Here is a 25,070-nt window from a genome sequence, read left to right on the forward strand (position 1 = left end):
CCGTCGCCCTCGCCGCCCGCGACCACATGGTCGAACACTGGATGGACCATACGCGGCAGATTTACCGCAAAGGTCAGAAGCGGGTTTACTACCTTTCTCTCGAATTTTTGATTGGCCGGTTGCTCTACGACAGCTTGAGCAACCTCGGTTTACTGGAAATCGCCCGCGAGGCAATTGCCGAGCTGGGTGTAGACCTGGAACGCATTCGCTTGCTGGAACCTGACGCTGCGCTGGGCAACGGCGGCCTCGGTCGTCTGGCTGCATGCTTCATGGAAAGCATGTCGACACTGGGCGTCGCTGCTCACGGTTACGGTATTCGCTATGAACACGGCTTGTTCCGGCAGGCCGTGGTCGACGGCTGGCAGCAGGAACAAACCGAGAACTGGCTGGATTTCGGCAACCCGTGGGAGTTTGAACGCGCAGAGGTGATCTACCCGATCGGCTTCAGCGGCAGTGTTGAAACCCTGGAGAACGAAACCGGTGCGGCCGGAGAGCAGCGACAAGTCTGGCGTCCGGCTGAAACCGTGCGAGCGGTAGCGTACGACACGCCGGTCGTCGGCTGGCGCGGGTCAAGTGTCAATACCCTGCGCTTGTGGCGGGCTCGGGCCGTTGAAGACTTGCACCTGGAGCGCTTCAACGCTGGCGACCACTTTGGTGCCGTGGCAGAAGTCGTACGTGCAGAAAGCATTTCTCGTGTGCTCTACCCCAACGACAGCACCGAAGCAGGGCAAGAGTTGCGGCTGCGCCAAGAATACTTCTTCGTTTCCGCATCGCTACAGGATCTGCTGCGTCGTCACCTGAACATGCATGAATCGCTGTACAGCCTGGCCGACCACGCTGCGATCCAGATGAACGACACACACCCTTCGATTGCGGTCGCGGAATTAATGCGCCTGCTGATCGATACCCATGGCATTGCGTGGGAGGCGGCCTGGAAAATCACCGTCAACACCTTAGCCTACACCAACCACACCTTGCTTCCCGAAGCGCTGGAGACGTGGTCGGTCGGCCTGATGGAGCGGATGTTGCCTCGGCACATGCAGATCATTTACCTGATCAACGCATTGCACATTGATCAACTGCGCGAAAAAGGCATTCATGACTTCGACGTGCTGCGCGCAGTCTCACTGATTGAGGAAGACAACGGTCGCCGAGTTCGAATGGGTAACTTGGCGTTCCTTGGCTCGCACAGCGTCAACGGCGTGTCGGCCTTGCACACTCAACTGATGCGCAAGACCGTGTTCGCTGAACTGCACAAGTTGTATCCCGACCGAATCAACAACAAAACCAACGGCATTACCTTCCGCCGCTGGTTGCACCAGGCCAACCCGTTGCTGACCGGCATGCTAGTGGACGCACTGGGGGCCGATGTCCTCGACAACGCGGAAACCCGCTTGATCGAGCTGGAACCGTTTGCTGAGAAAGCCTCGTTCCGCAAGCAGTTCATGGAGCAGCGCCTGAAGAGCAAAAAGGCGTTGGCCAATATCATTCATGAACGCTTGGGGATCGTGGTCAAACCGGAGGCGATGTTCGACGTTCAGGTCAAACGTATCCATGAGTACAAACGGCAGTTGCTTAACCTGTTCCACACTGTCGCGCTGTATCAAGCGATGCGTGCTGAGCCGGGGACCGACTGGGTGCCGAGGGTCAAGATTTTCGCTGGTAAGGCGGCCGCGAGTTATCACACGGCCAAGTTGATCATCAAACTGACTAACGATATTTCCCGTACGGTTAACAACGACCCGACGCTGCGCGGCATGCTTAAAGTCGTGTTTATGCCTAACTACAACGTCAGTTTGGCGGAAAGTATTATTCCGGCAGCCGATTTGTCGGAACAGATCTCCACTGCGGGGCTGGAAGCTTCAGGCACCAGCAACATGAAATTTGGTCTCAACGGCGCCCTGACCATCGGCACGCTGGACGGTGCCAACGTGGAAATGAGCGAGCAGATCGGCCTTGAACACATGTTCATTTTCGGCCTGACCTCGCAGCAGGTTGAAGCTCGTAAACGCATGGGCGATTACAGCGCCGCCGGGGACGTGGCCGCATCGCCGAGGCTCAACGACGTGCTGCAAGCGATCCGTGGCGGGGTGTTCTCGCCGGATGATCCAAATCGCTATGCGGGTTTGATCGACCAACTGATTGCCTACGACCGCTTCTTGGTGTGCGCTGACTTTGAGTCTTACTGGCAGGCACAGGCCAAAGTCGAGGAAATGTGGCATGACCCGAAAAGCTGGTGGCGCTCCGCGGTGCTAAACACAGCTCGCATGGGCTGGTTCTCGTCGGACCGAACCATCCGCGAGTACTCCAACGACATCTGGAAGGCATTGGAGGAGTAGGGCTTTCCAACCCCGGGCGGGTGCCATAGGTCCCTGTTGGAGCGAATTTATTCGCGAAGGCAGCACTGCGGTCTTTCAGACATACCGCGCTGACTGCTTCCCGAATAAATTCGGTCCCACGGCGATTTGGGTTGAATCCAGGCCACCAGGCTTGCCTGCAAACCCTGCGGCGCGCTATACCTGCCGCCCTCAAGGCTGTTTCAAGGGATGACAACGCGTGCAATGGATTCTTTTTCTGGTCGGGTTAGTACTGGGCTGGGTGTTCGACGAGTCCTTTTGGGGCGCAATTGTCGGCGCGCTGGCTGGCCTTGGACTGGGACTTACACTGCGTGTCGGCCAACTCAATCGCCGCCTTGAACGCACAGAGCAGTCGCTCGAATTCATTCAACAACGACTAACCACGCTGGAGCCTTCGGCCAGCGTTACCGAGCCGCAGCCTCCTGCTGCACAAGCACCTCCCGAGCTTACTTGGGACTTGCCCAGCGACGACGCATGGGTCAAACCCACCGTCACCACCTCGGCGATTCCCGAACAGGCACCTCATGCCCCGAACCTGATAGAGCGCGCAATAACCGCTGCCCACCAATGGTTAGTCGGCGGTAACACTGTGTTGCGCGTGGGCGTAGTGCTGCTGTTTCTCGGCCTGGCATTTCTGTTGCGCTACGCCACTGAAGGCGTGGTTATTTCGCTGGAAGTCCGTTATGCAGGGGTTGCCGCCTCTGCGCTGGCCCTACTCGCTTTAGGCTGGTGGCTGCGAACACGCAACGCCAACTACGCGCTGATCTTGCAAGGCACTGGCGTCGGCGTGCTGTACCTGACGATTTTCGCTGCCATGCGCTTGCACACGCTGATCGACCCGAGTCTCGCGTTCGGTCTGTTGGTGGTGATCACGGTGTTCTCGGGCATCTTGGCGGTTACCCAAAACGCGCTCGGGTTGGCAGCCGCCGCTGCGCTGGGCGGGTTCGCGGCCCCCATACTGACCTCAACCGGTGCCGGTAGCCACGTCGCGTTGTTCAGTTATTTCGCGTTGCTCAACGCGGGCATTTTCGCCATCGCCTGGTTCAAGGCGTGGCGCCTGCTGAACCTGATCGGTTTTGTCGGCACGTTCGGCATTGGTTTCGCTTGGGGGCTACGTGCCTACACGCCGGAGCTGTTTTGGAGCACCGAGCCGTTTCTGATTTTGTTTTTCCTGATGTATCTGGCGATCGGCTTGTTGTTCGCCCGGCGCAAACTACAGGAACTCAGTACAGCACCTGAGGATGATAGCCGCGAGGCGATGTTGCGCTGGTCGGCGCGTCAGGGTGATTACGTTGACGGCAGCATTTTGTTCGGTCCGCCCATCGTTGGCTTCGGCCTGCAATTCGCTCTGGTTGAACATGTGCCGTTCGGCGCGGCCTACAGCGCACTGGCACTTGGCCTCCTTTATATAGGGCTGGCAAAACTCTTGGCCAGACGCGCCCCAGGCCGCGCCTTGTTGCTGGTTGAAACCTGCCTGGCTTTGAGCGTGGTCTTCGGCTCTTTGGCGATTCCTCTGGGGTTGGACGCACGTTGGACTTCGGCCGCATGGGCAGTTGAAGGTGCCGCAGTGTTTTGGCTTGGTCTGCGTCAGCAACGAACGTTGGCGCGCATTTTCGGGCTGTTGCTGCAATTCGGTGCGGGGGTGGCCTTATTTGGCGACTGGCTCAGCGTGGCCCGTGACGAATTCTGGACCCCGTTGATCGTTGCGCTGGCCGCGATGACCAGCGCATGGATGCAACAAAAGCTAACGCCAATCAACACCGCGAAAAACCGGCGGATCGGCGCAGTGCTTCTGGCCTGGGCGGCTGCGTGGTGGGCAGTGGCGCTGATCAATGGTGTCCAGCGTTTTGCAGCATTTGACCTGCAAATTCCAGCACTACTGCTGCTATCAGCCGCCAGCGTTGCGCTGTGGGCGGCCTTGGCGTTGCGCCTGCGTTGGCCTGGCCTGGCGGTTCTCTGCACGTTGTTGATGCCAGCTTGCAGCACAGTGCTATTGGTAGCGCTAAACGCGAATTATCACCCGTTCGCGCAGTGGGGCTGGCTGGCGTGGGCGGCAGTGTTGGCCGTGCATGGGCTTTCCCTGCGACGCCTTCCTGATTTGCTGCCCCGTTGGGCGGCCAGCGCGGCACATGTCATCGGTTGCTGGCTGATCATCAGTGTATTGGCGCTGGAACTGCGCTTCGCATTGATGCAGCTGTCTGAGCACTACAACGCCTGGCGCTGGCTGGGCTGGGCATTGCTGCCGAGTGCCTATTTACTGTTGATGGCTGCTCCGCGCACGCTACCTTGGCCTATCGAAAACTATACGAAGGAATACCGGGTGTGGGTCGCTGCGCCGCTGGCCGTCCTGATGCTGGTGTGGTTTTGGCTGGCAAATATTTTCAGTGATGGGGCCGCTGATCCACTGCCCTATCTGCCGCTGATTAATCCGCTGGAACTGGGCCTGTTTTTCGCACTGGCCGGGGTGGTTGTCTGGATGCGCAGCCGCCTGACGGCGCTTGGGGTGACAGCTAAAATCGCACTACGAAGCGCACAACTGGTGGCGGGCATTTGTCTGTTTGCTCTGTTCACTGCAATGGTCATGCGCACCGCGCACCATTGGAGCGGCGTGCCGTATGTGCTCAGCGATTTGCTCGCTTCCATGCGGGTTCAGGCCGGTTTGTCTATCGTCTGGACCTTGATGGCATTGGCGCTGATGGTGGGCGGTCACGTACGTGGGCGGCGGGAAATATGGATCGCGGGTGCTGCGCTGATTGGTGTGGTGGTCGCCAAATTGTTCTTCGTCGAACTGAGCGACCGCGGTGGGCTGGAACGCATCATTTCGTTCATCGGGGTTGGCGTGTTGTTACTGGTGGTGGGCTATTTTTCACCGTTACCGCCTAAACCTGCTCAAACGTCTGTGTCATAAGGAGCGCTTGTTGAGTCATCCGTCGAGATACACCCCGACCCTGTTCATTGCGCTTATCGCGTTAGTCGCAGCCAGCTCAGCGAATGCCCAAGACAAACCGGGCGACTTCGCCACGCATCTGCCAATGACCCTGAGTGGCGAAGGCCCGTGGTACCGCGTTGATCTGCCGCTGGCCATACAACTCGGCGCGCAACAGGCAAATCTCGGCGACGTGCGGGTGTTCGATGCTAACGGCCAGGCGCAAGCCTATGCGCTAAGCCAAGGGCAGGCGCAGTCCCGTGAAAGCCAGACGCCGATGCCGGTAAAGTGGTTTGCCCTGTACACCGCCGCCGATGCCGGAGACAAAGCGCCAACTGTCCGAGTCTTACGCAACGCCAGCGGCACAGTGGTTGAAGTGCGCCCTGGGGATCAGATTGAAGCGGGCGAAGAAGTGTTGCGCGGCTGGCTGCTCGATACCAGCACGATCAAAGGACCGCTGGAGCAACTGACGCTGGATTGGGACATTGAGCGCCAAGGCTTTCAACGCTTCAGCATCGAAGCCAGCGACGACTTACAACACTGGCAGTCTTGGGGCGAGGGCCAAATGGCCCGGCTGTCCTTTTCCGACGAGGTGGTTGAGCAGCGTGACATCACGCTGCCCGGCAAGAGTACTCATTACCTGCGCCTGCTCTGGATCAGCCCGCATACCGCGCCGACACTGACCGCCGCACAGGTGGTCAGCGCCAACCCCGAGCGCTCGGTGTTACCGCTCGTTTGGTCGCAGCCGCTGACCGGAACTACCTCCAAAGCAGGTGAGTACAGCTGGCAGTTGCCCAACCGTCTTGCGGTGGAGCGAGTCAAAATCAATATCAGCCAGGCCAACAGCCTAGCGCCCGTGACGCTGTCGGGACGCAGCGATGCCAGCAAACCGTGGCAAGGCATGGGCGATGGTGTGTTGTATCGGCTGACGCAAAACGCTCAAGAAATGGTGCAGGACGAATTGCCATTGCCCGGCCGTCTCGTGCAGCAGTTGAAGCTGGATGTCGATGAGCGTGGAGGCGGTTTGGGTTCAGTGGCGCCCACCTTGCGTTTCGCGGTCCGCAGTCAGCAACTGGTCTTCCTCGCAAAAGGCACCGGGCCCTTCACCCTCGCAGTGGGCAGTTCAAACGCAAAGCCCGCAGATTTGCCACTCTCGACGTTAATCCCCAACCTCACGCCCCAAACCCTGGCTTCCTTAGACAGCGCGCATCTGGTGAGCACACCCGTCGTTGCGGAAAGCCCGCTCGCTGCGCAGGCTGCAGGTACAAATTGGAAGCGCATCGGCTTATGGGCGGTGTTGCTGCTGGGCGTGGCATTTCTCGGCTGGATGGCCCTGAGCCTGTTAAGACGACCACCCGCAAAATCATGACGACGCACACCTGCTGACGCCAATTTAGAGGCTACTCTACAACCGATACGTGAACTCTATTGGCCAGAACCCGGTCTGACTGGAGTATTACGTCCCCACTCGCGTTAAACTGCGCGGGCTTTTTATCCCCCACCTACGGAGCTATCCATGTCCCGCGTTACCCTGAGTCGTTATTTGATTGAGCAGACCCGCAGCAACAACACTCCTGCCGATCTGCGCTTCCTTATCGAAGTAGTGGCACGCGCCTGCAAGGAAATCAGCCATGCCGTCTCCAAAGGCGCATTGGGTGGGGTGCTCGGTAGCATGGGCACTGAAAACGTACAGGGCGAAGTGCAGAAAAAGCTCGACGTGATTTCCAACGAAATCCTGCTAGAAGCCAACGAATGGGGCGGTCACCTGGCTGGCATGGCATCCGAAGAAATGGACAATGCCTACCAGATCCCGGGCAAATACCCGAAAGGTGCGTACCTGCTGGTGTTCGACCCATTGGACGGCTCGTCGAACATCGATATCAACGCACCGGTCGGCACTATTTTCTCGGTGCTGCGTTGCCCGAACGAATACCTGAGCCAGAACGAAGCCTTGAACGAAAAGGCCTTCCTGCAGCCAGGCACCCAGCAGGTAGCCGCCGGTTATGCCCTTTACGGCCCGCAGACAATGCTGGTACTGACTCTGGGTGATGGCGTCAAAGGCTTCACCCTGGACCGCGAAATGGGCAGCTTCGTACTGACCCACGAAGACATCACGATCCCGGAATCCACTCAAGAATTCGCGATCAACATGTCCAACCAGCGTCATTGGGAAGCTCCGGTACAACGCTACGTCGACGAGTTGCTGGCCGGTGAAGACGGCCCGCTGAAAAAGAACTACAACATGCGCTGGGTCGCCGCTATGGTCGGCGACGTGCATCGCATCCTGACTCGTGGCGGTCTGTTCATGTACCCACGCGACAGCCGCGAGCCATCCAAGCCGGGGAAACTGCGCTTGATGTACGAAGCCAACCCAATGTCGTTCCTGGTTGAACAGGCGGGCGGCATGTCCACCGACGGCCACCAGCGCATCCTTGATATTCAGCCAGAAGGCCTGCACCAGCGTGTTGCGGTGTTCCTGGGTTCAAAAGAAGAAGTAGAACGCGCCACGTCTTACCACAAGGCGTAACCATTGGCCGCGCCTTGGCAGCCGTTGCTTGAATGGTGGTTCGGCTCAGCTGAATCGCCATTTGATGTCGCGAAAGCCAAAGGCAAGCTGTGGTTCGGCAAGAAAAAAAGCCAGGACCGCGAAGCGCAGCAGCGTTTCGCGGTTCAGGTAGAGCAAGCACTGGCGGGCGACCTGTATGAATGGACGCACAGCCCGCAAGGCTGGTTAGCGCTGGTGCTGCTGCTCGACCAACTCCCACGCATGATCTTTCGCGACACGCCCACAGCGTTTGTCGGGGATAGTCTTGCGCAAAAAATCGTCGGCCAAGGCTTGCAACTAGGCTTCGATCACCAACTAACGTCGATACAACGCACGTTCATCTATCTGGTGCTGGAACACAGCGAGGATCTTGCGAATCAGGATCAGGCTGTCGCGAAGTTAACTTCGCTGCTTGCCCAACAACCTGAAATCGACCGCCCGATGATCGCCAGTAACCTCAACTACGCAAAAAAACACCAAGCCGTCATCGCCCGATTCAACCGCTTCCCGCACCGCAACGCGATACTCGGAAGAACATCTACGGCTGAAGAGCTAGAGTTTTTGCAGGAGCGCGGATCGCGATTTTAATTAGCGACTACTCAAGCTTAATTGAATGAAACAAAGATATGATTTGTAGGAGCGCTTGCCCACGATAGATCGCGAGGCGGTCCCAAGTGATGTCTCAGCCAATCCAGAAAATACTATTTTGGCTGTAATCCAACGTTCTCTGATGAGACTGTTTTGTTCACGGAACCAGTTTCCCTATTTCTCTTCTAACCTTGTGCTGTCCGCTGGCGTTTTCTGCGCCGTGCGACGCCCCCTAAATTGCTGGAGCTTCAATTCATGTCTTTGCGCACCGTCGCGTTGTTGTCGTTTTGTGTGTTGTTGGCCGCTTGCAGCAAGGTCACACAGGAAAATTATTCGAAACTGTCAGCAGGCATGGAGAAGGTGCAAGTCGAGCGTTTGCTAGGTAGCCCGACCGAATGTTCGGGCGCGCTAGGGATGTCGAGCTGTACCTGGGGCGACAAGACCAGCTTTATCAGCGTCCAATACGGCGGCGATAAAGTGCTGATGTACTCGGGCCAAGGCTTGAAGTAAATCGTTAGGGAGAACGTTATGCGTTTATGGATTGGGTTGTTGGCAGCTCTGTTTTTGGCTGGTTGTGCACATTCTTCCAGCGAGCTGGTTGAGCCGAAGACAGTCGATCATGTGGACCTCAAGCGTTACCAGGGCACATGGTATGAGCTGGCTCGGTTGCCGATGTTTTTTCAGCGTAATTGCGCCCAGTCGGAGGCGCACTACGTCCTTAAAGACGATGGGAACGTCGGCGTAACCAACCGCTGCCGCACGCTGGATGGCAAATGGGAGCAAGCGATCGGCACGGCGTCGCCGCAAGTGGCGGGCAAAACCGACAAGCTATGGGTGGTGTTTGGTAACTGGTTTTCAAATCTGTTCCCTGGCTTGGCCAAGGGCGATTACTGGGTGCTGTATCTGGATGACGGCTACAAAACCGCCTTGGTCGGTAACCCGAATCGCAAATACCTGTGGGTATTATCGAGAACGGCCAATGTTTCCGACGCGACGAAAGAGGACTTGCTGGCTAAGGCCAGGCAACAGGGTTACGACACGACCAAGCTGATTTGGCGGGTTGATGACTCTAAGATCATCAAGCCGGATCGCTTGTAAGCACAGGACGCGGACAATACACAATTCTGTGGGAGCGAATTCATTCGCGAAAGCAGCAACGCGGTCGTACACGTTCACCGCGTCGCGCCCTTCCCGAACAAGCTCGGTCCCACAGAAACCTTCTACGTGACGCAAAATATGCGCATTCCACAGGTCCCCGGTGGGAGCAGAACCTGTTCGCGAATGCCATTTATCAGCCCAGCAATTCCCTCAGTACCTGAGCAAACGCGCGGTTGCTGTCTTCTTCACCCGCATGCCGACCGTCACGAATCACCCAGCGGCCGTTGACCATCACGTCGCGAATCTGCCGATCACTGCCCGCAAACAACCAACGGTTTAAAATCCCGTCGCCGGTGGCCGTCGACAGGTACGGATCGTTGCCGTCCAGTACCAGCCAATCGGCACGCAGCCCAACCTGCAGCGCACCGATTTCCTGCCCCATAGCCTGCGCGCCGCCGATGAGTGCTGCATCGAACAACGTGCGACCCACCATCGGCTGATCGCTGCGGTACAAACGGTTACGTCGCTGATCACGCAGACGCTGGCCATATTCCAGCCAACGCAACTCTTCAACCACGCTCAATGATACGTGACTGTCCGAGCCAATCCCCCAGCGTCCACCTTGCGCAATGTAGTCCACTGCCGGAAAAATCCCGTCCCCCAAATTAGCTTCGGTGGTCAGGCACAGCCCGGCAATCGCGCCGCTATCGGCCATCAACGCTACTTCGTGGGGGGTAACATGCGTGGCGTGAACCAGACACCAACGTTGATCGACCGAAGCGTGCTCGTACAACCATTGCACGGGACGCTGGCCACTCCAACTCAAACAGTCGTCGATTTCTTTTTGCTGCTCGGCAATATGAATGTGCACCGGGCACTGCGTGTCGCTAGCCGCCAGCACGTCGCTGATTTGCTGCGGCGTTACGGCTCGCAACGAGTGGAAACACAGACCCAGCGATTGCGCCGGCTGCTGAGCGAGGATCGGCCGCAAGTGTGCTTGCAAATCAAGGTAGCTGTCGGTGGTGTGGATAAACCGACGCTGACCTTCGTTTGGCGCCTGGCCGCCAAAACCCGAGTGGCTGTACAGCACCGGCAACAATGTCAGACCGATACCTGCTGAACTCGCCGCTTGGCTGATTTGCAGCGCCAGTTCCGCAGGGTTGGCGTACGGTTTCCCTGTTACGTCCTGGTGTACGTAATGAAATTCAGCGACTGAAGTAAAACCGCCCTTGAGCATCTCGATGTACAGTTGGCGCGCGATAATGCCAAGCTGCTCCGGACTGATCTGCCCGACCAAGCGATACATCAAGTCGCGCCATGTCCAGAAGCTGTCGTTGGGGTTACCCGCAACCTCAGCCAAACCGGCCATTGCACGCTGGAACGCATGGGAATGCAGATTCGGCATACCGGGCACTAGTGGCCCCTTTATGAGTTCGGCACCGTGCGCGTCGGCATCGGCTTGAACGCGGGTCAGCACGCCATCGGCGCTGACGTCGAGACGGACATTGTTGGCCCAGCCTGTGGGCAATAATGCGCGCTCGGCAAAAAAGGCGGACATGGATCTGCACCCCATCGTGTTAATTTGTATATACATATACAGACGTTTGCCTGCTCGGTAAACTGCGGCAAGCTTGTCGTCGGTCGGGTTAATGGTTAGCTTGAGCGCATCTGCGCCTTCGACCCAATTATCGAATCATCACCTATCGAACAAGGATTTCACTGTGCCGACTCCGCCTGCTATCTCTCCGCTGGCTGCCCAGATGGGCGACAGTCCGGCGCCTTTGTACGCGCGCGTGAAGCAAATGATTGCACAGCAAATTCGCAACGGCACTTGGGCGCCGCATCACCGCGTGCCGTCAGAGAGCGAGCTGGTCAGCCAACTGGGTTTCAGCCGCATGACCATCAACCGGGCCTTGCGTGAACTGACCGCAGAAGGCTTGTTGGTGCGTATGCAAGGCGTCGGCACCTTTGTCGCGGAGCCCAAGAGCCAGTCAGCGCTGTTCGAAGTGCACAATATTGCCGATGAAATCGCCTCCCGCGGCCATGTACACACCTGCAAAGTCATCATCCTCAACGAAGAAGCAGCAGGCTCCGAACGGGCGCTGGCATTGGACATGCGTGAAGGTCAGCGCGTCTTCCACTCGCTGATCGTGCATTTCGAAAATGACATTCCGGTGCAAATCGAAGACCGATTCGTCAACGCCTTGGTAGCGCCGCACTACCTCATGCAAGACTTTACCCAGCAAACGCCCTACGCCTATCTGTCGCAAGTCGCACCGCTGACCGAAGGTGAACACGTGGTCGAAGCGATTCTGGCTGAAGAGATGGAGTGCGAACTGCTGCAAATCGAGCGCGGCGAACCTTGCTTGTTGATTCGCCGCCGCACATGGTCGGGGCGTCAGCCGGTAACCGCCGCTCGCCTTATTCACCCAGGTTCCCGCCATCGGCTGGAAGGACGTTTCAGCAAATGAGTCAAATGACTGTTTTACGCGCCGCTGATTACCCACGGATGCCCTGGAAGAATGGCGGCGGCAGCACCGAAGAAATCACCCGTGACGCTGGCACTGGCCTAGACGAATTTGGCTGGCGCGTGTCGATTGCCGACATCGCTGAATCAGGTGGCTTTTCAACCTTCGCCGGCTATCAGCGCATCATCACCGTGCTGCAAGGCGCGGGCATGACCTTGCAAGTCGACGAGAAAACCACGCGGCCCTTACTGCCACTTGACCCATTCGCCTTCAGCGGCAACAGCGACGTCAGCTGCACGTTGCTTGGCGGTGAGATTCGTGACTTCAACCTGATCTACGCGCCAAATCGTTACAACGCGCGGTTGCAATGGATTGACGGCCGGCAGCGCTTTTTCAGTTCAGCTGGCACGGTGTTGATTTTCAGCGTGATCGAGGGTTTGAGCGTCACCACAGGCACGACCACCCACGGGCTCGGCAAGCATGACTGCCTGCAACTGGACGGTAATCCTGGTTTGCTCGAATTGGCCGTCAGTGGAACCTGCTGTGTGATCGAGCTGACTGCAATTTGAATTACAATTTTTGTTGCATGATCTCCGCGCCCGATTGAACGGAACACCGATGGCCACGAAGGACAACCAACCGCTGAACCCTGCCCCACTGGATCGCATCGACGAAGCCATTCTCGATGTGTTGCGCCATGACGGCCGTATCACCTACGAAAAGCTCTCGACGCTGGTCCATCTGACGCCCAGGCCCTGCCTTGAGCGCGTGCGCAAACTCGAACGACGCGGCGTGATTCGCGGCTACGGTGCCGTCATCGACCTCAAAGTCGTGTCGCCAGGCCTTTCACTGCTGGTCATGGTCGCCCTCACCAACCAGAGCGGACGCGCCGCACAAAAAGCCTTCGAAGCCTGCATCAAAGCCTGCCCCCAAGTATTCGGCTGCCAACTCATCAGCGGCACGTTCGACTACAGCCTGCGCATGCGCTGCCGCGACATGGAGCACTACCGCGTGCTCAGCGAAACCTGGCTCAACAACGATGAACTGCACATCGACAAACTGGTGGCGCACCCGGAATTGGCAGATGTGAAGAGCGGGGTTGGGTTTTAGGACTGGTATAGTCAGGCCTTCACCTAAAACACCCCTTTTCGCGCACCACGCCCTCGCACGCTGTTACCGAACGCCCCAGCACAGCGCAACTTTCCGCATCTACCCAGCCGTAGATGACTGCTTAAAATCACCACCCATCTCTTTTAACCTCTCCAGAGCCCTTATATTCCGGGCCTTTCGTCGTTTTCAGAAATTTTCTTGTAGACCTGTAAATGAAGTTGGTCTTACGATTGCATATGCTTGTATGTACAAGTAAAGATGTGTGCGTATAGCCGTGACGGTAACCCTCTCATTGGCTCATGCATCCGAACGATGAATTTTATTGGCTTAATCCGTTTCGTCTGTTTCGAAAAGTTCGATACAGGCCGGCTTGCCCACTTCGCTGAGGAGTTTTTTTGTGACTGACAATAACCACTGGACCCCTGAAACCTGGACCCGCCATCGTGACGTTGAAGTCCGTGCCGCGCGTGGAACCAAGCTGACCGCCAAGAGCTGGATGACTGAAGCGCCGCTGCGGATGTTGATGAACAACCTCGACCCCGAAGTCGCCGAGAACCCGAAAGAACTCGTGGTTTACGGTGGCATCGGCCGCGCAGCGCGCAACTGGGAATGCTACGACAAGATCGTCGAAAGCCTGACCAACCTGAATGATGACGAAACCCTGCTGATTCAATCCGGCAAACCGGTCGGCGTATTCAAGACTCACAGCAATGCCCCGCGTGTGCTCATCGCCAACTCGAACCTGGTGCCGCACTGGGCCAGTTGGGAGCATTTCAACGAGCTGGATGCCAAGGGCTTGGCCATGTACGGCCAAATGACCGCCGGTAGCTGGATCTACATCGGCAGCCAAGGCATCGTTCAGGGTACCTACGAAACCTTCGTCGAAGCCGGGCGCCAACATTACAACGGCAGCCTGAAAGGCAAATGGGTACTGACCGCGGGCCTCGGTGGTATGGGCGGCGCTCAGCCTCTGGCTGCAACCCTGGCCGGCGCTTGCTCGCTGAATATCGAATGCCAACAGGTCAGTATCGATTTCCGTTTGAACAGCCGCTATGTCGATGAGCAAGCCACCGACCTCGACGACGCTCTGGCACGCATCGCCAAATACACCAAGGAAGGCAAGGCGATCTCCATCGCCCTGCTCGGCAACGCGGCTGAAATTCTGCCGGAACTGGTCAAGCGCGGCGTGCGTCCAGACATGGTCACCGACCAGACCAGCGCCCACGACCCGCTCAACGGTTACCTACCGGCTGGCTGGACCTGGGACGAATACCGCGCTCGTGCCAAGACCGAACCCGCCGCAGTGGTCAAAGCCGCCAAGCAATCCATGGCCGTGCACGTTAAGGCAATGTTGGACTTCCAGGAAATGGGTATTCCGACCTTCGACTACGGCAACAACATCCGTCAGATGGCCAAAGAAGAAGGCGTGACCAACGCATTCGACTTCCCGGGCTTCGTACCGGCGTACATTCGCCCATTGTTCTGCCGTGGCGTAGGGCCTTTCCGCTGGGCTGCGCTGTCTGGCGATCCGCAAGACATCTACAAAACCGACGCCAAGGTCAAAGAGCTGATCCCGGACGACGCCCACCTACACAACTGGTTGGACATGGCCCGTGAGCGCATTGCGTTCCAGGGTTTACCGGCACGTATTTGTTGGGTTGGCTTGGGTCAGCGCGCCAAGCTCGGTCTGGCTTTCAACGAAATGGTCCGTAGCGGTGAGTTGTCGGCACCGATCGTGATCGGTCGTGACCACCTGGATTCCGGTTCAGTGGCTAGCCCGAACCGCGAAACCGAATCCATGCAGGACGGTTCCGATGCTGTGTCTGATTGGCCATTGCTCAATGCCTTGCTCAATACCGCCAGCGGCGCGACGTGGGTTTCCTTGCACCACGGCGGCGGCGTCGGCATGGGCTTCTCTCAGCACTCGGGCATGGTGATTGTCTGTGATGGTACTGACGAAGCAGCCGAGCGTATTGCTCGCGTTCTACACAATGACCCGGCGACCGGCGTTATGCGCCACGCCGATGCGGGTTATCAGATCGCGATCGATTGCGCCAACGAGCAGGGCTTGAACCTGCCGATGCTGAATCGCTAAACGCTGAATAACCCCATGCTCTGTGGGAGCGAATTCATTCGGGAATGGGCCAACGCGGTGTGCCAGACACACCGTTTCCCGAATGAATTCGGTCCCACAGGGTTTTCACGTTACGCCCTAACTTCCTTCCGCATTCCCCCATAGAGGTGGTCGCATGGCTGTTCCAGATGATCGCGTTGCAAACAAATCCCTGATCGAAAGGCGTTCGATCGATTACATCCCGGACGGGGAAAGACACGGTCGTCTGTTCAGTCAATTCACCTTGTGGCTCGGTGCCAACCTGCAAATTACAGCCATCGTCACCGGGGCCTTGGCCGTGGTACTGGGTGGTGATGTGTTCTGGTCGCTGGTCGGTTTGCTGTTTGGGCAATTGCTCGGCGGTGGGGTCATGGCGTTGCATGCTGCGCAAGGTCCGAAACTGTGCTTGCCGCAAATGATCTCCAGCCGCGTGCAGTTTGGCGTGTACGGAGCGGTGATCCCGCTGGTGTTGGTGTGCCTGATGTACATCGGCTTTTCTGCCAGCGGTTCGGTGCTGGCTGGTCAGGCAGTGGCGCAACTGATTCACGTGCAGGACTGGCAGGGCATTCTAATTTTCGCCGCGCTGATCGTGGTCGCGACGATCTTTGGTTACCGCGTGATCCATGTGATTGGCCGCGTGGCCAGCGTGATTGGGATCATCGCGTTTGTTTACCTGTTCGGCGCCTTACTGGCGGGCAATGACATCGGCGCGCTGTTGGGTAACAAGCACTTCTCCTTGGCGAGTTTCCTGTTGGCGATTTCGCTGTCAGCGTCATGGCAAATTGCGTTCGGCCCTTACGTGGCCGACTATTCGCGTTATTTACCGCGCAGCACCTCGGCGGTGAAAACCTTCTGGGCTGTGGGGTTGGGTTCGATTATCGGCGCACAAGCGTCGATGGTATTCGGTGTGTTTGCTGCTGCGTTGGCTGGCAAGAGCTTTGCCCACCACGAAGTCTCGTTCATCGTTAGCCTCGGCGGCACCGGCGTAGTCGCGGCCCTGCTGTACTTCAGCGTGGCGTTCGGCAAAGTCACTATTACCACCCTCAACGCCTACGGCAGTTTCATGTCGATTGCGACCATCGTCAGCGGCTTTCGCGGCAACCGGCACATCTCCAGCGGCCTGCGCCTGACCTATATTTTCGCCATGGTCGGCATCGCAACGCTGCTGGCACTGGCCGGTAAAGACTCGTTCCTCAAGGATTTCTCGGCGTTCATTCTGTTCTTGCTGGCGTTCTTCACGCCATGGAGCGCAATCAACCTGGTGGACTTCTATTGCGTCACCAAAGAACGCTACGACATTCCAGCGCTATCTGATCCCAATGGCCGTTACGGTCGCTGGAACTGGGTTGGCATCGGCGTCTACGTGTTTGGTGTGTTGATCCAAATGCCCTTCATCTCTACGCAGTTCTACACCGGCCCGCTGGTGTTGCCGCTGGGTGATACCGACATTTCCTGGATCATCGGCCTGGTCGTACCTGCGGCGGTCTATTACCTGATTGCGAAAAAATGGCACAGCGCAATTCCGGACCGACTGATTCTGCCGGAGGCTACCCAGGCAGCCCAAACACCTAAAACGGGTTCCCGGACCCAGCCAGCAATGAACTGATAGGCATAAAATGCACTCGTTAGTGGGAGTGACAGTGATAGCCGAAGCAATTCGGCGGGCTCAACCGAGGGTTCTGTTTATTGATTTGTTTAAAGACGAATCAACTGCAGACGGCCAAAGTAAGCCTCAATCACCTAAGCTGACCGGCCTGACCGCCGTTTCGCTACTCCTACTGGATCGAGAGCCCTCTATGTTCCCTGAAAGCTTCACTTTCTCCATCGCCGACTGGGTCAATCAATGGGTCGACACGCTGGTAACCAACTATGGCGACGTGTTTCGTCAGATCTCGGACACCTTGCTGTGGGCCATTGTTAACCTGGAAGCCCTGCTGCGCTTGGCCCCATGGTGGCTGATGCTGGCGATTGTCGGCGCCATCACCTGGCACGCAACGCGCAAGCTAATCACGACTGTCGTGATTGTGGGTTTGTTGTTCCTAGTGGGTGCAGTGGGCTTGTGGGACAAGTTGATGCAAACCCTTGCCCTGATGTTGGTGGCGACAATTATTTCGGTATGCATTGCCATTCCGCTGGGCATTCTTTCGGCGCGTAGCAATCGCCTGCGGTCGATATTGATGCCGTTGCTGGACATCATGCAAACCATGCCCAGCTTCGTGTACCTGATCCCGGTGTTGATGCTGTTTGGCTTGGGCAAGGTTCCGGCAATTTTCGCCACGGTGATTTACGCTGCGCCGCCGCTGATTCGCCTGACCGACCTGGGCATTCGTCAGGTCGACGGCGAAGTGATGGAAGCAATCAATGCGTTCGGCGCCAATCGCTGGCAACAGCTGTTTGGCGTTCAACTGCCGCTGGCGCTGCCTAGCATCATGGCTGGAATCAACCAGACGACGATGATGGCCCTGTCGATGGTGGTAATCGCTTCGATGATTGGCGCACGTGGTTTGGGTGAAGACGTGTTGGTGGGGATTCAAACCCTCAACGTCGGCAAAGGACTGGAAGCCGGTTTGGCGATCGTGATTCTGGCGGTGGTGATCGACCGCATCACGCAGGCCTATGGCCGACCACGGCATGAGGCGAGCAAATGAGCAAGATCGTCCTCAATAACGTTTTTAAAATCTTCGGCCATCGCTCGGCGGACGCGCTACGGATGATTCAAGAGCAGAAGTCCAAGGATCAGGTACTGGCGGAAACTGGCTGCGTGGTCGGGGTTAACGACTTGTCGCTTTCCATCGACAGCGGCGAAATCTTCGTGATCATGGGTTTGTCTGGCTCGGGCAAATCAACCTTGGTGCGCCATATCAACCGCTTGATCGACCCCACCAGCGGGCAGATTCTGGTGGACGGTGAAGACATTCTTGGTTACGACATGGAGGCCTTGCGCCAATTTCGTCGGCACAAAATCAGCATGGTCTTTCAAAGCTTCGGCCTGCTGCCACACAAAACCGTGCTCGATAACGTGGCGTATGGTTTGAAGGTCCGCGGCGAGTCCAAAGAGTTCTGTGCCGAGCGCGCCATGCACTGGATCGGCGCGGTGGAACTAAAAGGCTACGAACACAAATACCCGCATCAGCTGTCGGGCGGCATGCGTCAGCGCGTCGGCCTTGCCCGCGCATTGGCGGCCGACACCGATATTATTTTAATGGACGAAGCCTTCAGCGCCCTCGACCCATTGATCCGCGCCGAGATGCAAGAACAGCTGCTGGCGCTGCAAGCCAGCCTGCATAAAACCATCGTATTCATCACCCACGATCTCGACGAAGCCCTGCGCATCGGCAACCGCATTGCCATTCTCAAGGACGGTCAGTTGATCCAGGTGGGTACGCCCAAAGAAATTCTATATTCACCCGCCGACGAATACGTAAATCGCTTCGTCCAGCGGCGGGTGGCCACTATTTGATGGAGTAATAACGTGACTGAGCTGAACCTGATTCCCGGCACACTGACCCTGGCGCAACTGCGGGAGGTTTACCACCACCCGGTCACCCTTCGCCTGCATGAAAGCGCGTCACAGCAGATCGAAAACAGCGTGGCCTGCGTTGAGCAAATCCTCGCAGAAGACCGCACCGCGTACGGCATCAACACAGGTTTCGGCCTGCTGGCCTCGACGCGTATTGCCAGCGAAGACTTGGAAAATCTGCAGCGCTCGCTGGTGTTGTCCCACGCCGCCGGGATCGGTCAGCCGATCAGCGATGAGCTGGTGCGCCTGGTCATGGTGTTGAAGGTCAACAGCCTCAGCCGTGGTTTTTCCGGCATTCGTCGTCAGGTCATCGACGCTTTGGTCGCGCTGATCAACGCCGAGGTTTACCCGCATATTCCACTCAAGGGTTCGGTTGGCGCATCCGGCGACCTCGCGCCATTGGCGCACATGTCTTTGGTCCTGCTTGGTGAAGGCAAAGCTCGCTACAAAGGCGAATGGCTGGAAGCGACTGACGCTCTAGCAGTCGCCGGTCTGACGCCGCTGACCCTGGCGGCAAAAGAAGGCCTGGCGCTGCTTAACGGTACGCAAGTGTCGACCGCGTTCGCCCTGCGTGGCCTGTTTGAAGGTGAGGACTTGTTCGCCGCAGCCATGGCCTGTGGCGCATTGACCGTAGAAGCGGTGTTGGGCTCGCGTGCCCCTTTCGACGCACGCATTCATGCCGCTCGCGGCCAGCGTGGACAAATCGACGCCGCTGCTTGCTACCGCGACCTGCTGGGCGACAGCAGCGCGATTTCCGATTCCCACCGCGACTGCGACAAGGTTCAGGACCCGTACTCCCTGCGTTGCCAACCGCAAGTCATGGGCGCGTGCCTGACCCAACTGCGTCAAGCCGCTGAAGTACTGGGCGTCGAAGCCAATGCTGTTTCGGACAACCCGCTGGTGTTCGCCGCTGAGGGTGAAGTGATTTCGGGCGGTAACTTCCACGCCGAACCGGTGGCTATGGCTGCCGATAATCTGGCATTGGCTTTCGCTGAAATCGGTGCCCTCAGCGAACGTCGTATCTCGTTGATGATGGATAAGCACATGTCGCAACTGCCGCCGTTTTTGGTGGCCAATGGCGGCGTAAACTCGGGGTTCATGATCGCGCAGGTGACTGCCGCGGCGTTGGCCAGCGAGAACAAGGCCTTGGCGCACCCGCACAGCGTCGACAGCATTCCAACCTCTGCCAACCAGGAAGACCATGTGTCGATGGCGCCTGCTGCGGGCAAACGTCTGTGGGAAATGGCTGAAAACGTGCGCGGTATTCTCGCTGTGGAATGGCTGGCGGCCTGCCAGGGTCTGGACTTCCGTGAAGGCCTGAAAAGCTCGCCCAAGCTTGAACAAGCCCGCACCGCACTGCGCAGCAAAGTACCGTTCTACGACAAAGATCGCTTTTTCGCGCCCGACATCGAAGCGGCCATGCAGTTGTTGGCGTCCAACTGCTTGAACACGCTAGTGCCGGCGAAGCTGCTGCCAAGTTTGTAAACCGTCGCGCAGGTTTAGACATTATTTTCCTTGGAGACCGTAGATGAAAACGCTCTGGAAGAACTGCCACGTTGCCAGCATGGCGGGTGGCACCTACTCGATTATCGAGGACGCTGCGATTTTGACGTCGGGCGAACAGATCGAGTGGATCGGGCCGCAGGCTGATGCGCCTGAGGGAGACTTTGCCAACGTCGTCGATCTGGACGGCGCTTGGGTTACGCCCGGTTTGATCGACTGCCACACCCACGCCGTGTTCGGCGGCAATCGCAGTGGCGAATTTGAACAACGCTTGAAAGGCGTTAGCTACGCAGAAATCGCAGCGGCCGGCGGCGGCATCGCCAGCACCGTGCGCGCCACCCGTGCGGCCAGTGAAGATGAGCTTTTCACCAGCGCTGAACAACGCCTCAAGCGTTTGCTGCACGACGGCGTCACCACGGTGGAAATCAAATCCGGCTACGGCCTGGATTTAGCCAGCGAACGCAAAATCCTGCGGGTCATCCGGCGCCTGGGCACCCTGCTACCGGTTACGGTTCGCAGCACTTGCCTGGCCGCGCATGCGCTGCCGCCTGAATATAAAGATCGCTCCGATGATTACATTCACCATATCTGCAGCGTAATGCTCCCGGCATTGGCGGCAGAAGGATTGGTGGATGCGGTGGATGCATTCTGTGAATACCTGGCCTTCTCGCCAGCGCAAGTCGAGCAAGTGTTTATCTGCGCCGGCGAGCTAGGCTTGCCGGTGAAGCTGCACGCCGAGCAATTGTCATCGTTGGCAGGGTCGAGCTTGGCTGCGCGCTATAACGCGTTGTCGGCGGACCATCTGGAATTCATGACCGAGGCCGACGCCATCGCCATGGGCGCGGCGGGTACAGTTGCGGTGCTACTGCCCGGCGCGTATTACTTTCTGCGGGAAACCCAGTTGCCGCCAATGGAAGCCCTGCGTAAGCACGGGGTTGATATCGCCATCGCCACTGACTTGAACCCCGGCACGTCGCCCGCGTTGTCCCTGCGTTTGATGCTAAACATGGCGTGCACATTGTTCCGCATGACCCCGGAAGAAGCCTTGGCCGGCGTGACTATCAATGCCGCCAAAGCACTGGGTTTGGGCGACACCCATGGCTCACTGGAAGTGGGCAAGTTCGCAGACTTCGTGGCATGGAAGATCGAACGGCCAGCGGATCTGGCGTATTGGCTGGGCGGTGATCTGGACAAACGAATCGTGCGTCACGGGGTTGAATCCATCTGAAAGAGTCCCTGTAGGAGCGGGCTTGCCCGCGATGGCGGTATACCTGACAAACCGCGTCAAGCTAATCGCGAGCAAGCCCGCTCCTACAATTCAATGTTCATATGTTTTGTTTAACAGGAGGCATTTGTGGATAAGGTTCTGAATTTCAAACGCGGTCGTGTGCCCTTGCTGATCAGCATGCCCCACGCCGGGTTGCGTCTGACCCCAGCCGTTGAAAGCGGTCTGGTGGAGGCAGCGCAGAGTTTGCCGGACACCGATTGGCACATCCCGACGCTGTATGACTTCGCCGAAGAACTGGGCGCCAGTACGTTGGCCGCAGAGTATTCGCGCTTCGTCATCGACATTAATCGGCCTTCCGATGACAAGCCGTTGTATGTTGGCGCGACCACCGGGTTGTACCCGGCGATACTGTTCGACGGCGAGCCGTTGTTCCGGGAAGGCAAAGTGCCCAGCGCTGAAGAACGCGCTACGTATCTGGCGCAGGTCTGGATGCCATACCACCAAACATTGCAGCAAGAACTAGCGCGGCTACGGGACGAGTTCGGTTACGCACTGCTGTTTGACGCGCACTCGATTCGTGGCTCGATTCCGCATTTGTTTGAAGGCCGCTTGCCGGACTTCAACCTCGGCACCTTCAACGGCTTGAGCTGCGACACCGATCTGTCCACCCTGGTGGAAGCCATTTGCGCCAAAGCCACCGATTACACCCACGTGCTGAATGGGCGCTTTAAAGGCGGCCACATCACCCGCCACTACGGCGACCCAGCTAACAACATCCACGCCGTGCAACTGGAGCTGGCGCAGAGCACGTATATGGAAGAATACGAGCCGTTCAACTACCGCCAAGACTTGGCTGAGCCGACGCAAAAGGTGTTGAAAGAACTGCTGCAAGGGATGATTGATTGGGGCCAGAAGCGGTATTCCAAGTAAATACCGCGCCGTCCTTTTCGCAAGCAAGCTTGCTCCCACAGTGACCGTGTAACACTGTGGGATATTAGGTAGCTGACATACCGCCATCGCGAGCAAGCCCGCTCATACATAGAGTCTGTGTCGAACACAAATCCTGTGGGAGCAAGCTTGCTTGCGAAGGCAATGTCAGGGGCAACGCTTATTTCCTAAGCAACCGCAGCCCGTTAAACACCACCAGCAAACTCACACCCATGTCGGCAAAAACCGCCATCCACATGGTCGCCATGCCCGCGAAGGTGATCGCCAGGAACACCGCTTTGATCACCAAGGCCAAGGCAATGTTCTGTTTCAGGATCGCCGAGGTCTGACGCGACAGGCGGATAAACGCCGGGATTTTGCGCAGATCGTCGTCCATCAACGCGACGTCTGCGGTTTCAATCGCGGTGTCGGTGCCCGCTGCAGCCATGGCGAAACCAATTTCAGCGCGCGCCAATGCTGGCGCGTCGTTGATGCCATCGCCGACCATGCCGACTCGATGCCCTTGCGCGTAAAGTTGCTCGATCGTCTGCAACTTGTCAGCCGGCAACAGATTGCCCAGTGCCTGATCAATCCCCACTTGCTCGGCAATCGCCTTGGCGGTGTGCACGTTGTCGCCGGTCAGCATCACGGTTTTGACGCCCAGTTCATGCAATTGGCGGATCGCCTCGCGACTGCTGTCCTTTAGCGTATCGGCAACCGCGAACAGCGCCAGCGGGCCGGAATCGTCGCACAACAGAACGACGGTTTTGCCTTGGCTCTCCAGCGCCTCAAGCTTTACTTCCAGTGCCGGTGAGCACAGGCCCAGCTCTTCCACCAGACGATGGTTGCCCAAGTGATACATCTGACCCGCGACCTCACCCTTGACGCCACGTCCACCCAAGGCCTCGAACGCATGCACCTCGTGCAACGTGGTCTTGTGTTCAGTCGCAGCCTTGGCGATAGCCTGCGATACCGGGTGATCAGAACGACCGGCAAGGCTCGCGGCAATGGCTGCAACGGTATCCGCCGCCGACACGTCTAGCACCACAAAGTCAGTCTGAACCGGCTTGCCGTGGGTAAGGGTTCCGGTTTTATCCAACGCCAGATAATCGAGCGCGTGCCCGCTTTCCAGGTACACGCCGCCCTTGATCAGAATGCCTTTGCGCGCCGCCGCGGCCAAGCCGCTGACGATGGTCACCGGCGTGGAAATCACCAGCGCACATGGGCACGCCACCACCAACAGTACCAAGGCGCGATAAATCCAGTCGAACCAGGCCGCGCCCATGAACAGCGGCGCAATCACTGCCACAGCCAACGCCAATGCAAATACCGCTGGCGTGTAAATTCTGGAAAAACTGTCGACAAAGCGCTGAGTCGGTGCGCGGGCCCCTTGGGCGGCTTCCACTGCATGAATGATCCGCGCCAGCGTCGAGTTATTCGCCGCCGCAGTGACGCTGTATTCCAGCGAACCCGATTGGTTGAGAGTGCCAGCGAACACCTTGTCGCCCACGGCTTTTTCAACCGGCATGCTTTCTCCGGTGATCGACGCCTGATCGATGGTCGAGTGACCGGACACCACTTCGCCGTCCAAACCAATGCGCTCACCCGGCTTGATCCGCACCCGCGCACCCAGTTCGACGTGCTTTACAGGTTGCTCAACCCACACGCCGTCGGCATTTAGCACGGTGGCGGTGTCCGGGGTCATCTGCATCAGCCCACCGATGGCGTTGCGCGCCCGATCAAGGGATTTGGCCTCGATCAATTCCGCCACGGTGAACAAGAACATCACCATGGCTGCTTCCGGCCACTGCCCAATCAACACGGCACCGGTCACCGCGATGCTCATCAATGCGTTGATGTTGAGATTGAAGTTTTTCAGGGCGATCCAGCCCTTTTTATAGGTGCTTAGACCGCCGCTCAAGATGGCGATCAGCGCCACCAACGCGACCACCCACGTTGGCGCCAACCCGGTGAAGTGAATCACTTCCGAGGCCAAGGCTGCGATGCCCGACAGCGCCAGCGGCCACCAGTGTTTTTTCACCGGGATCGATGCGTCAGGTTCGGCGGCGGCGCCCTTCTCCATCAGTTCGGCGTGCATGCCTATTGATTTGATCGCTGCAACGATCGGCTCGGTGGAGGGCAAATCATGGGTCACGGCCAGCACCCGATTGATCAAATTGAACTCCAATTGCTGCACACCGGCGAGCTTGCCCAGTTTGTTCTGGATCAGCGTTTGCTCGGTGGGGCAATCCATCTGCTCAATGCGAAAACTGCTTAAACGGCCGCCAGCCAAAGGCTTTTCGCTAATGGTGACGATGGCCGGGGCGCTGTCACCCGAGCAGCAGGCGTGCGCATGGTCATGACCGTGATCGTTGGCGATTGGCAGTTTGTCGTGATGGTGTTCGGGGGAATTCATGAGGATGTCCTTGATGGCGCTTGTTGCCAAGTGAACACCCTGTAGCCACTATAGGGTCAAGCACCTAAACGAGATTAATCCCATGAAGATTGGCGAGCTGGCAAAACTGACCGATTGCCAAGTAGAAACCATCCGTTATTACGAACGCGAAAGCCTGCTCCCATCGCCTGCGCGCAGCGACGGTAATTACCGGCTTTACACCCAGGCGCACGTCGAGCGGCTGACGTTCATCCGTAATTGCCGCAGACTGGACATGACGCTGGAAGAGATC

At 57.8% G+C, this 25,070-nt stretch carries 20 protein-coding genes; 18 read left to right on the forward strand and 2 right to left on the reverse strand.

Annotation, left to right across the window (positions count from 1 at the left end):
• From M0974_RS31230 to M0974_RS31260, 7 genes are all read left to right on the forward strand, one after another.
• The coding region (locus M0974_RS31230; protein ID WP_297845897.1) for a glycogen/starch/alpha-glucan phosphorylase at window positions 1–2,339 on the forward strand (2,339 nt) is incomplete at its 5' end.
• 217 nt (window positions 2,340–2,556) lie between these two features.
• On the forward strand, window positions 2,557–5,265 hold the full coding sequence (locus tag M0974_RS31235; RefSeq protein WP_297845899.1) for a DUF2339 domain-containing protein: 2,709 nt from the start codon (window positions 2,557–2,559) through the stop codon (window positions 5,263–5,265).
• 40 nt (window positions 5,266–5,305) lie between these two features.
• Entirely contained in the window at window positions 5,306–6,652 is a 1,347-nt protein-coding gene (locus M0974_RS31240) for a DUF3999 domain-containing protein (RefSeq protein WP_297845929.1), read from the forward strand.
• Between the two features lie 147 nt (window positions 6,653–6,799).
• Window positions 6,800–7,810, forward strand: coding sequence for a class 1 fructose-bisphosphatase (locus M0974_RS31245; protein WP_297845901.1), 1,011 nt, complete (start codon window positions 6,800–6,802; stop codon window positions 7,808–7,810).
• Window positions 7,811–7,813: 3 nt separating this feature from the next.
• Window positions 7,814–8,416 carry a DUF924 family protein gene (locus M0974_RS31250; RefSeq protein ID WP_297845903.1) on the forward strand — a complete coding sequence of 201 codons (603 nt, stop codon included), beginning with the start codon at window positions 7,814–7,816 and terminating at the stop codon, window positions 8,414–8,416.
• Window positions 8,417–8,671: 255 nt separating this feature from the next.
• Entirely contained in the window at window positions 8,672–8,926 is a 255-nt protein-coding gene (gene bamE / locus M0974_RS31255; RefSeq protein ID WP_297845905.1) for an outer membrane protein assembly factor BamE, read from the forward strand.
• Between the two features lie 18 nt (window positions 8,927–8,944).
• Window positions 8,945–9,514 (forward strand): lipocalin family protein, encoded by a 570-nt coding sequence (locus tag M0974_RS31260; protein WP_297845906.1) that lies wholly within the window; start codon window positions 8,945–8,947, stop codon window positions 9,512–9,514.
• A 193-nt stretch (window positions 9,515–9,707) separates the two neighbouring features.
• On the opposite strand, the gene M0974_RS31265 is transcribed toward M0974_RS31260, so the two are convergent.
• The gene (locus tag M0974_RS31265) at window positions 9,708–11,072 is read right to left on the reverse strand and encodes a formimidoylglutamate deiminase (protein WP_297845908.1); all 1,365 of its coding nucleotides are present in this window, start codon (window positions 11,070–11,072) and stop codon (window positions 9,708–9,710) included.
• A gap of 202 nt (window positions 11,073–11,274) precedes the next feature.
• On the opposite strand from M0974_RS31265, the gene hutC reads away from it, so the two are divergent.
• From hutC to hutG, 10 genes are all read left to right on the forward strand, one after another.
• Entirely contained in the window at window positions 11,275–11,985 is a 711-nt protein-coding gene (hutC, locus tag M0974_RS31270; RefSeq protein ID WP_297845930.1) for a histidine utilization repressor, read from the forward strand.
• Window positions 11,982–12,551 carry a HutD family protein gene (locus M0974_RS31275; RefSeq protein WP_297845911.1) on the forward strand — a complete coding sequence of 190 codons (570 nt, stop codon included), beginning with the start codon at window positions 11,982–11,984 and terminating at the stop codon, window positions 12,549–12,551. Before hutC ends, M0974_RS31275 begins: the two co-directional genes overlap by 4 nt.
• 49 nt (window positions 12,552–12,600) lie before the next feature.
• A complete protein-coding gene (locus M0974_RS31280) occupies window positions 12,601–13,092 on the forward strand; it encodes an Lrp/AsnC family transcriptional regulator (protein WP_297845913.1) in 492 nt (163 codons plus the stop codon).
• Between the two features lie 397 nt (window positions 13,093–13,489).
• On the forward strand, window positions 13,490–15,187 hold the full coding sequence (hutU, locus tag M0974_RS31285; RefSeq protein WP_297845914.1) for a urocanate hydratase: 1,698 nt from the start codon (window positions 13,490–13,492) through the stop codon (window positions 15,185–15,187).
• Window positions 15,188–15,341: 154 nt separating this feature from the next.
• Window positions 15,342–16,811: a cytosine permease gene (locus M0974_RS31290; protein WP_297845915.1), complete on the forward strand. Its 1,470-nt coding sequence runs from the start codon at window positions 15,342–15,344 to the stop codon at window positions 16,809–16,811.
• A 190-nt stretch (window positions 16,812–17,001) separates the two neighbouring features.
• On the forward strand, window positions 17,002–17,853 hold the full coding sequence (locus M0974_RS31295) for a proline/glycine betaine ABC transporter permease (RefSeq protein ID WP_297845917.1): 852 nt from the start codon (window positions 17,002–17,004) through the stop codon (window positions 17,851–17,853).
• On the forward strand, window positions 17,850–18,665 hold the full coding sequence (locus M0974_RS31300; RefSeq protein ID WP_297845919.1) for a glycine betaine/L-proline ABC transporter ATP-binding protein: 816 nt from the start codon (window positions 17,850–17,852) through the stop codon (window positions 18,663–18,665). Before M0974_RS31295 ends, M0974_RS31300 begins: the two co-directional genes overlap by 4 nt.
• Before the next feature lie 12 nt (window positions 18,666–18,677).
• A complete protein-coding gene (hutH, locus tag M0974_RS31305) occupies window positions 18,678–20,210 on the forward strand; it encodes a histidine ammonia-lyase (RefSeq protein WP_297845921.1) in 1,533 nt (510 codons plus the stop codon).
• 43 nt (window positions 20,211–20,253) lie between these two features.
• Window positions 20,254–21,456, forward strand: a complete 1,203-nt coding sequence (gene hutI / locus M0974_RS31310) for an imidazolonepropionase (protein ID WP_297845923.1) — start codon at window positions 20,254–20,256, stop codon at window positions 21,454–21,456.
• A 126-nt stretch (window positions 21,457–21,582) separates the two neighbouring features.
• Window positions 21,583–22,386, forward strand: a complete 804-nt coding sequence (hutG, locus tag M0974_RS31315; RefSeq protein WP_297845924.1) for an N-formylglutamate deformylase — start codon at window positions 21,583–21,585, stop codon at window positions 22,384–22,386.
• Between the two features lie 178 nt (window positions 22,387–22,564).
• Here the strand turns inward: hutG and M0974_RS31320 are convergent, their stop codons facing one another.
• A complete protein-coding gene (locus tag M0974_RS31320; protein ID WP_297845925.1) occupies window positions 22,565–24,799 on the reverse strand; it encodes a heavy metal translocating P-type ATPase in 2,235 nt (744 codons plus the stop codon).
• A gap of 82 nt (window positions 24,800–24,881) precedes the next feature.
• Here M0974_RS31320 and M0974_RS31325 point away from each other — a divergent pair.
• Window positions 24,882–25,070 (forward strand): MerR family transcriptional regulator (locus M0974_RS31325; RefSeq protein WP_297845927.1); only part of this gene is annotated, 189 nt, incomplete at its 3' end.

Origin of the sequence: Pseudomonas sp. (assembly GCF_026224925.1) — a bacterium.
In the GTDB taxonomy this organism is placed as follows: Bacteria; Pseudomonadota; Gammaproteobacteria; order Pseudomonadales; family Pseudomonadaceae; genus Aquipseudomonas.

Coding starts and splice junctions, on each gene's coding strand:
- M0974_RS31245 (WP_297845901.1), top strand. CDS start 6,800: ATGTCCCGCGTTACCCTGAGTCGTTATTTGATTGAGCAGACCCGCAGC.
- bamE (WP_297845905.1), top strand. CDS start 8,672: ATGTCTTTGCGCACCGTCGCGTTGTTGTCGTTTTGTGTGTTGTTGGCC.
- M0974_RS31260 (WP_297845906.1), top strand. CDS start 8,945: ATGCGTTTATGGATTGGGTTGTTGGCAGCTCTGTTTTTGGCTGGTTGT.
- M0974_RS31265 (WP_297845908.1), bottom strand. CDS start 11,072: ATGTCCGCCTTTTTTGCCGAGCGCGCATTATTGCCCACAGGCTGGGCC.
- hutC (WP_297845930.1), top strand. CDS start 11,275: ATGGGCGACAGTCCGGCGCCTTTGTACGCGCGCGTGAAGCAAATGATT.
- M0974_RS31275 (WP_297845911.1), top strand. CDS start 11,982: ATGAGTCAAATGACTGTTTTACGCGCCGCTGATTACCCACGGATGCCC.
- M0974_RS31280 (WP_297845913.1), top strand. CDS start 12,601: ATGGCCACGAAGGACAACCAACCGCTGAACCCTGCCCCACTGGATCGC.
- M0974_RS31290 (WP_297845915.1), top strand. CDS start 15,342: ATGGCTGTTCCAGATGATCGCGTTGCAAACAAATCCCTGATCGAAAGG.
- M0974_RS31295 (WP_297845917.1), top strand. CDS start 17,002: ATGTTCCCTGAAAGCTTCACTTTCTCCATCGCCGACTGGGTCAATCAA.
- M0974_RS31300 (WP_297845919.1), top strand. CDS start 17,850: ATGAGCAAGATCGTCCTCAATAACGTTTTTAAAATCTTCGGCCATCGC.
- hutI (WP_297845923.1), top strand. CDS start 20,254: ATGAAAACGCTCTGGAAGAACTGCCACGTTGCCAGCATGGCGGGTGGC.
- M0974_RS31320 (WP_297845925.1), bottom strand. CDS start 24,799: ATGAATTCCCCCGAACACCATCACGACAAACTGCCAATCGCCAACGAT.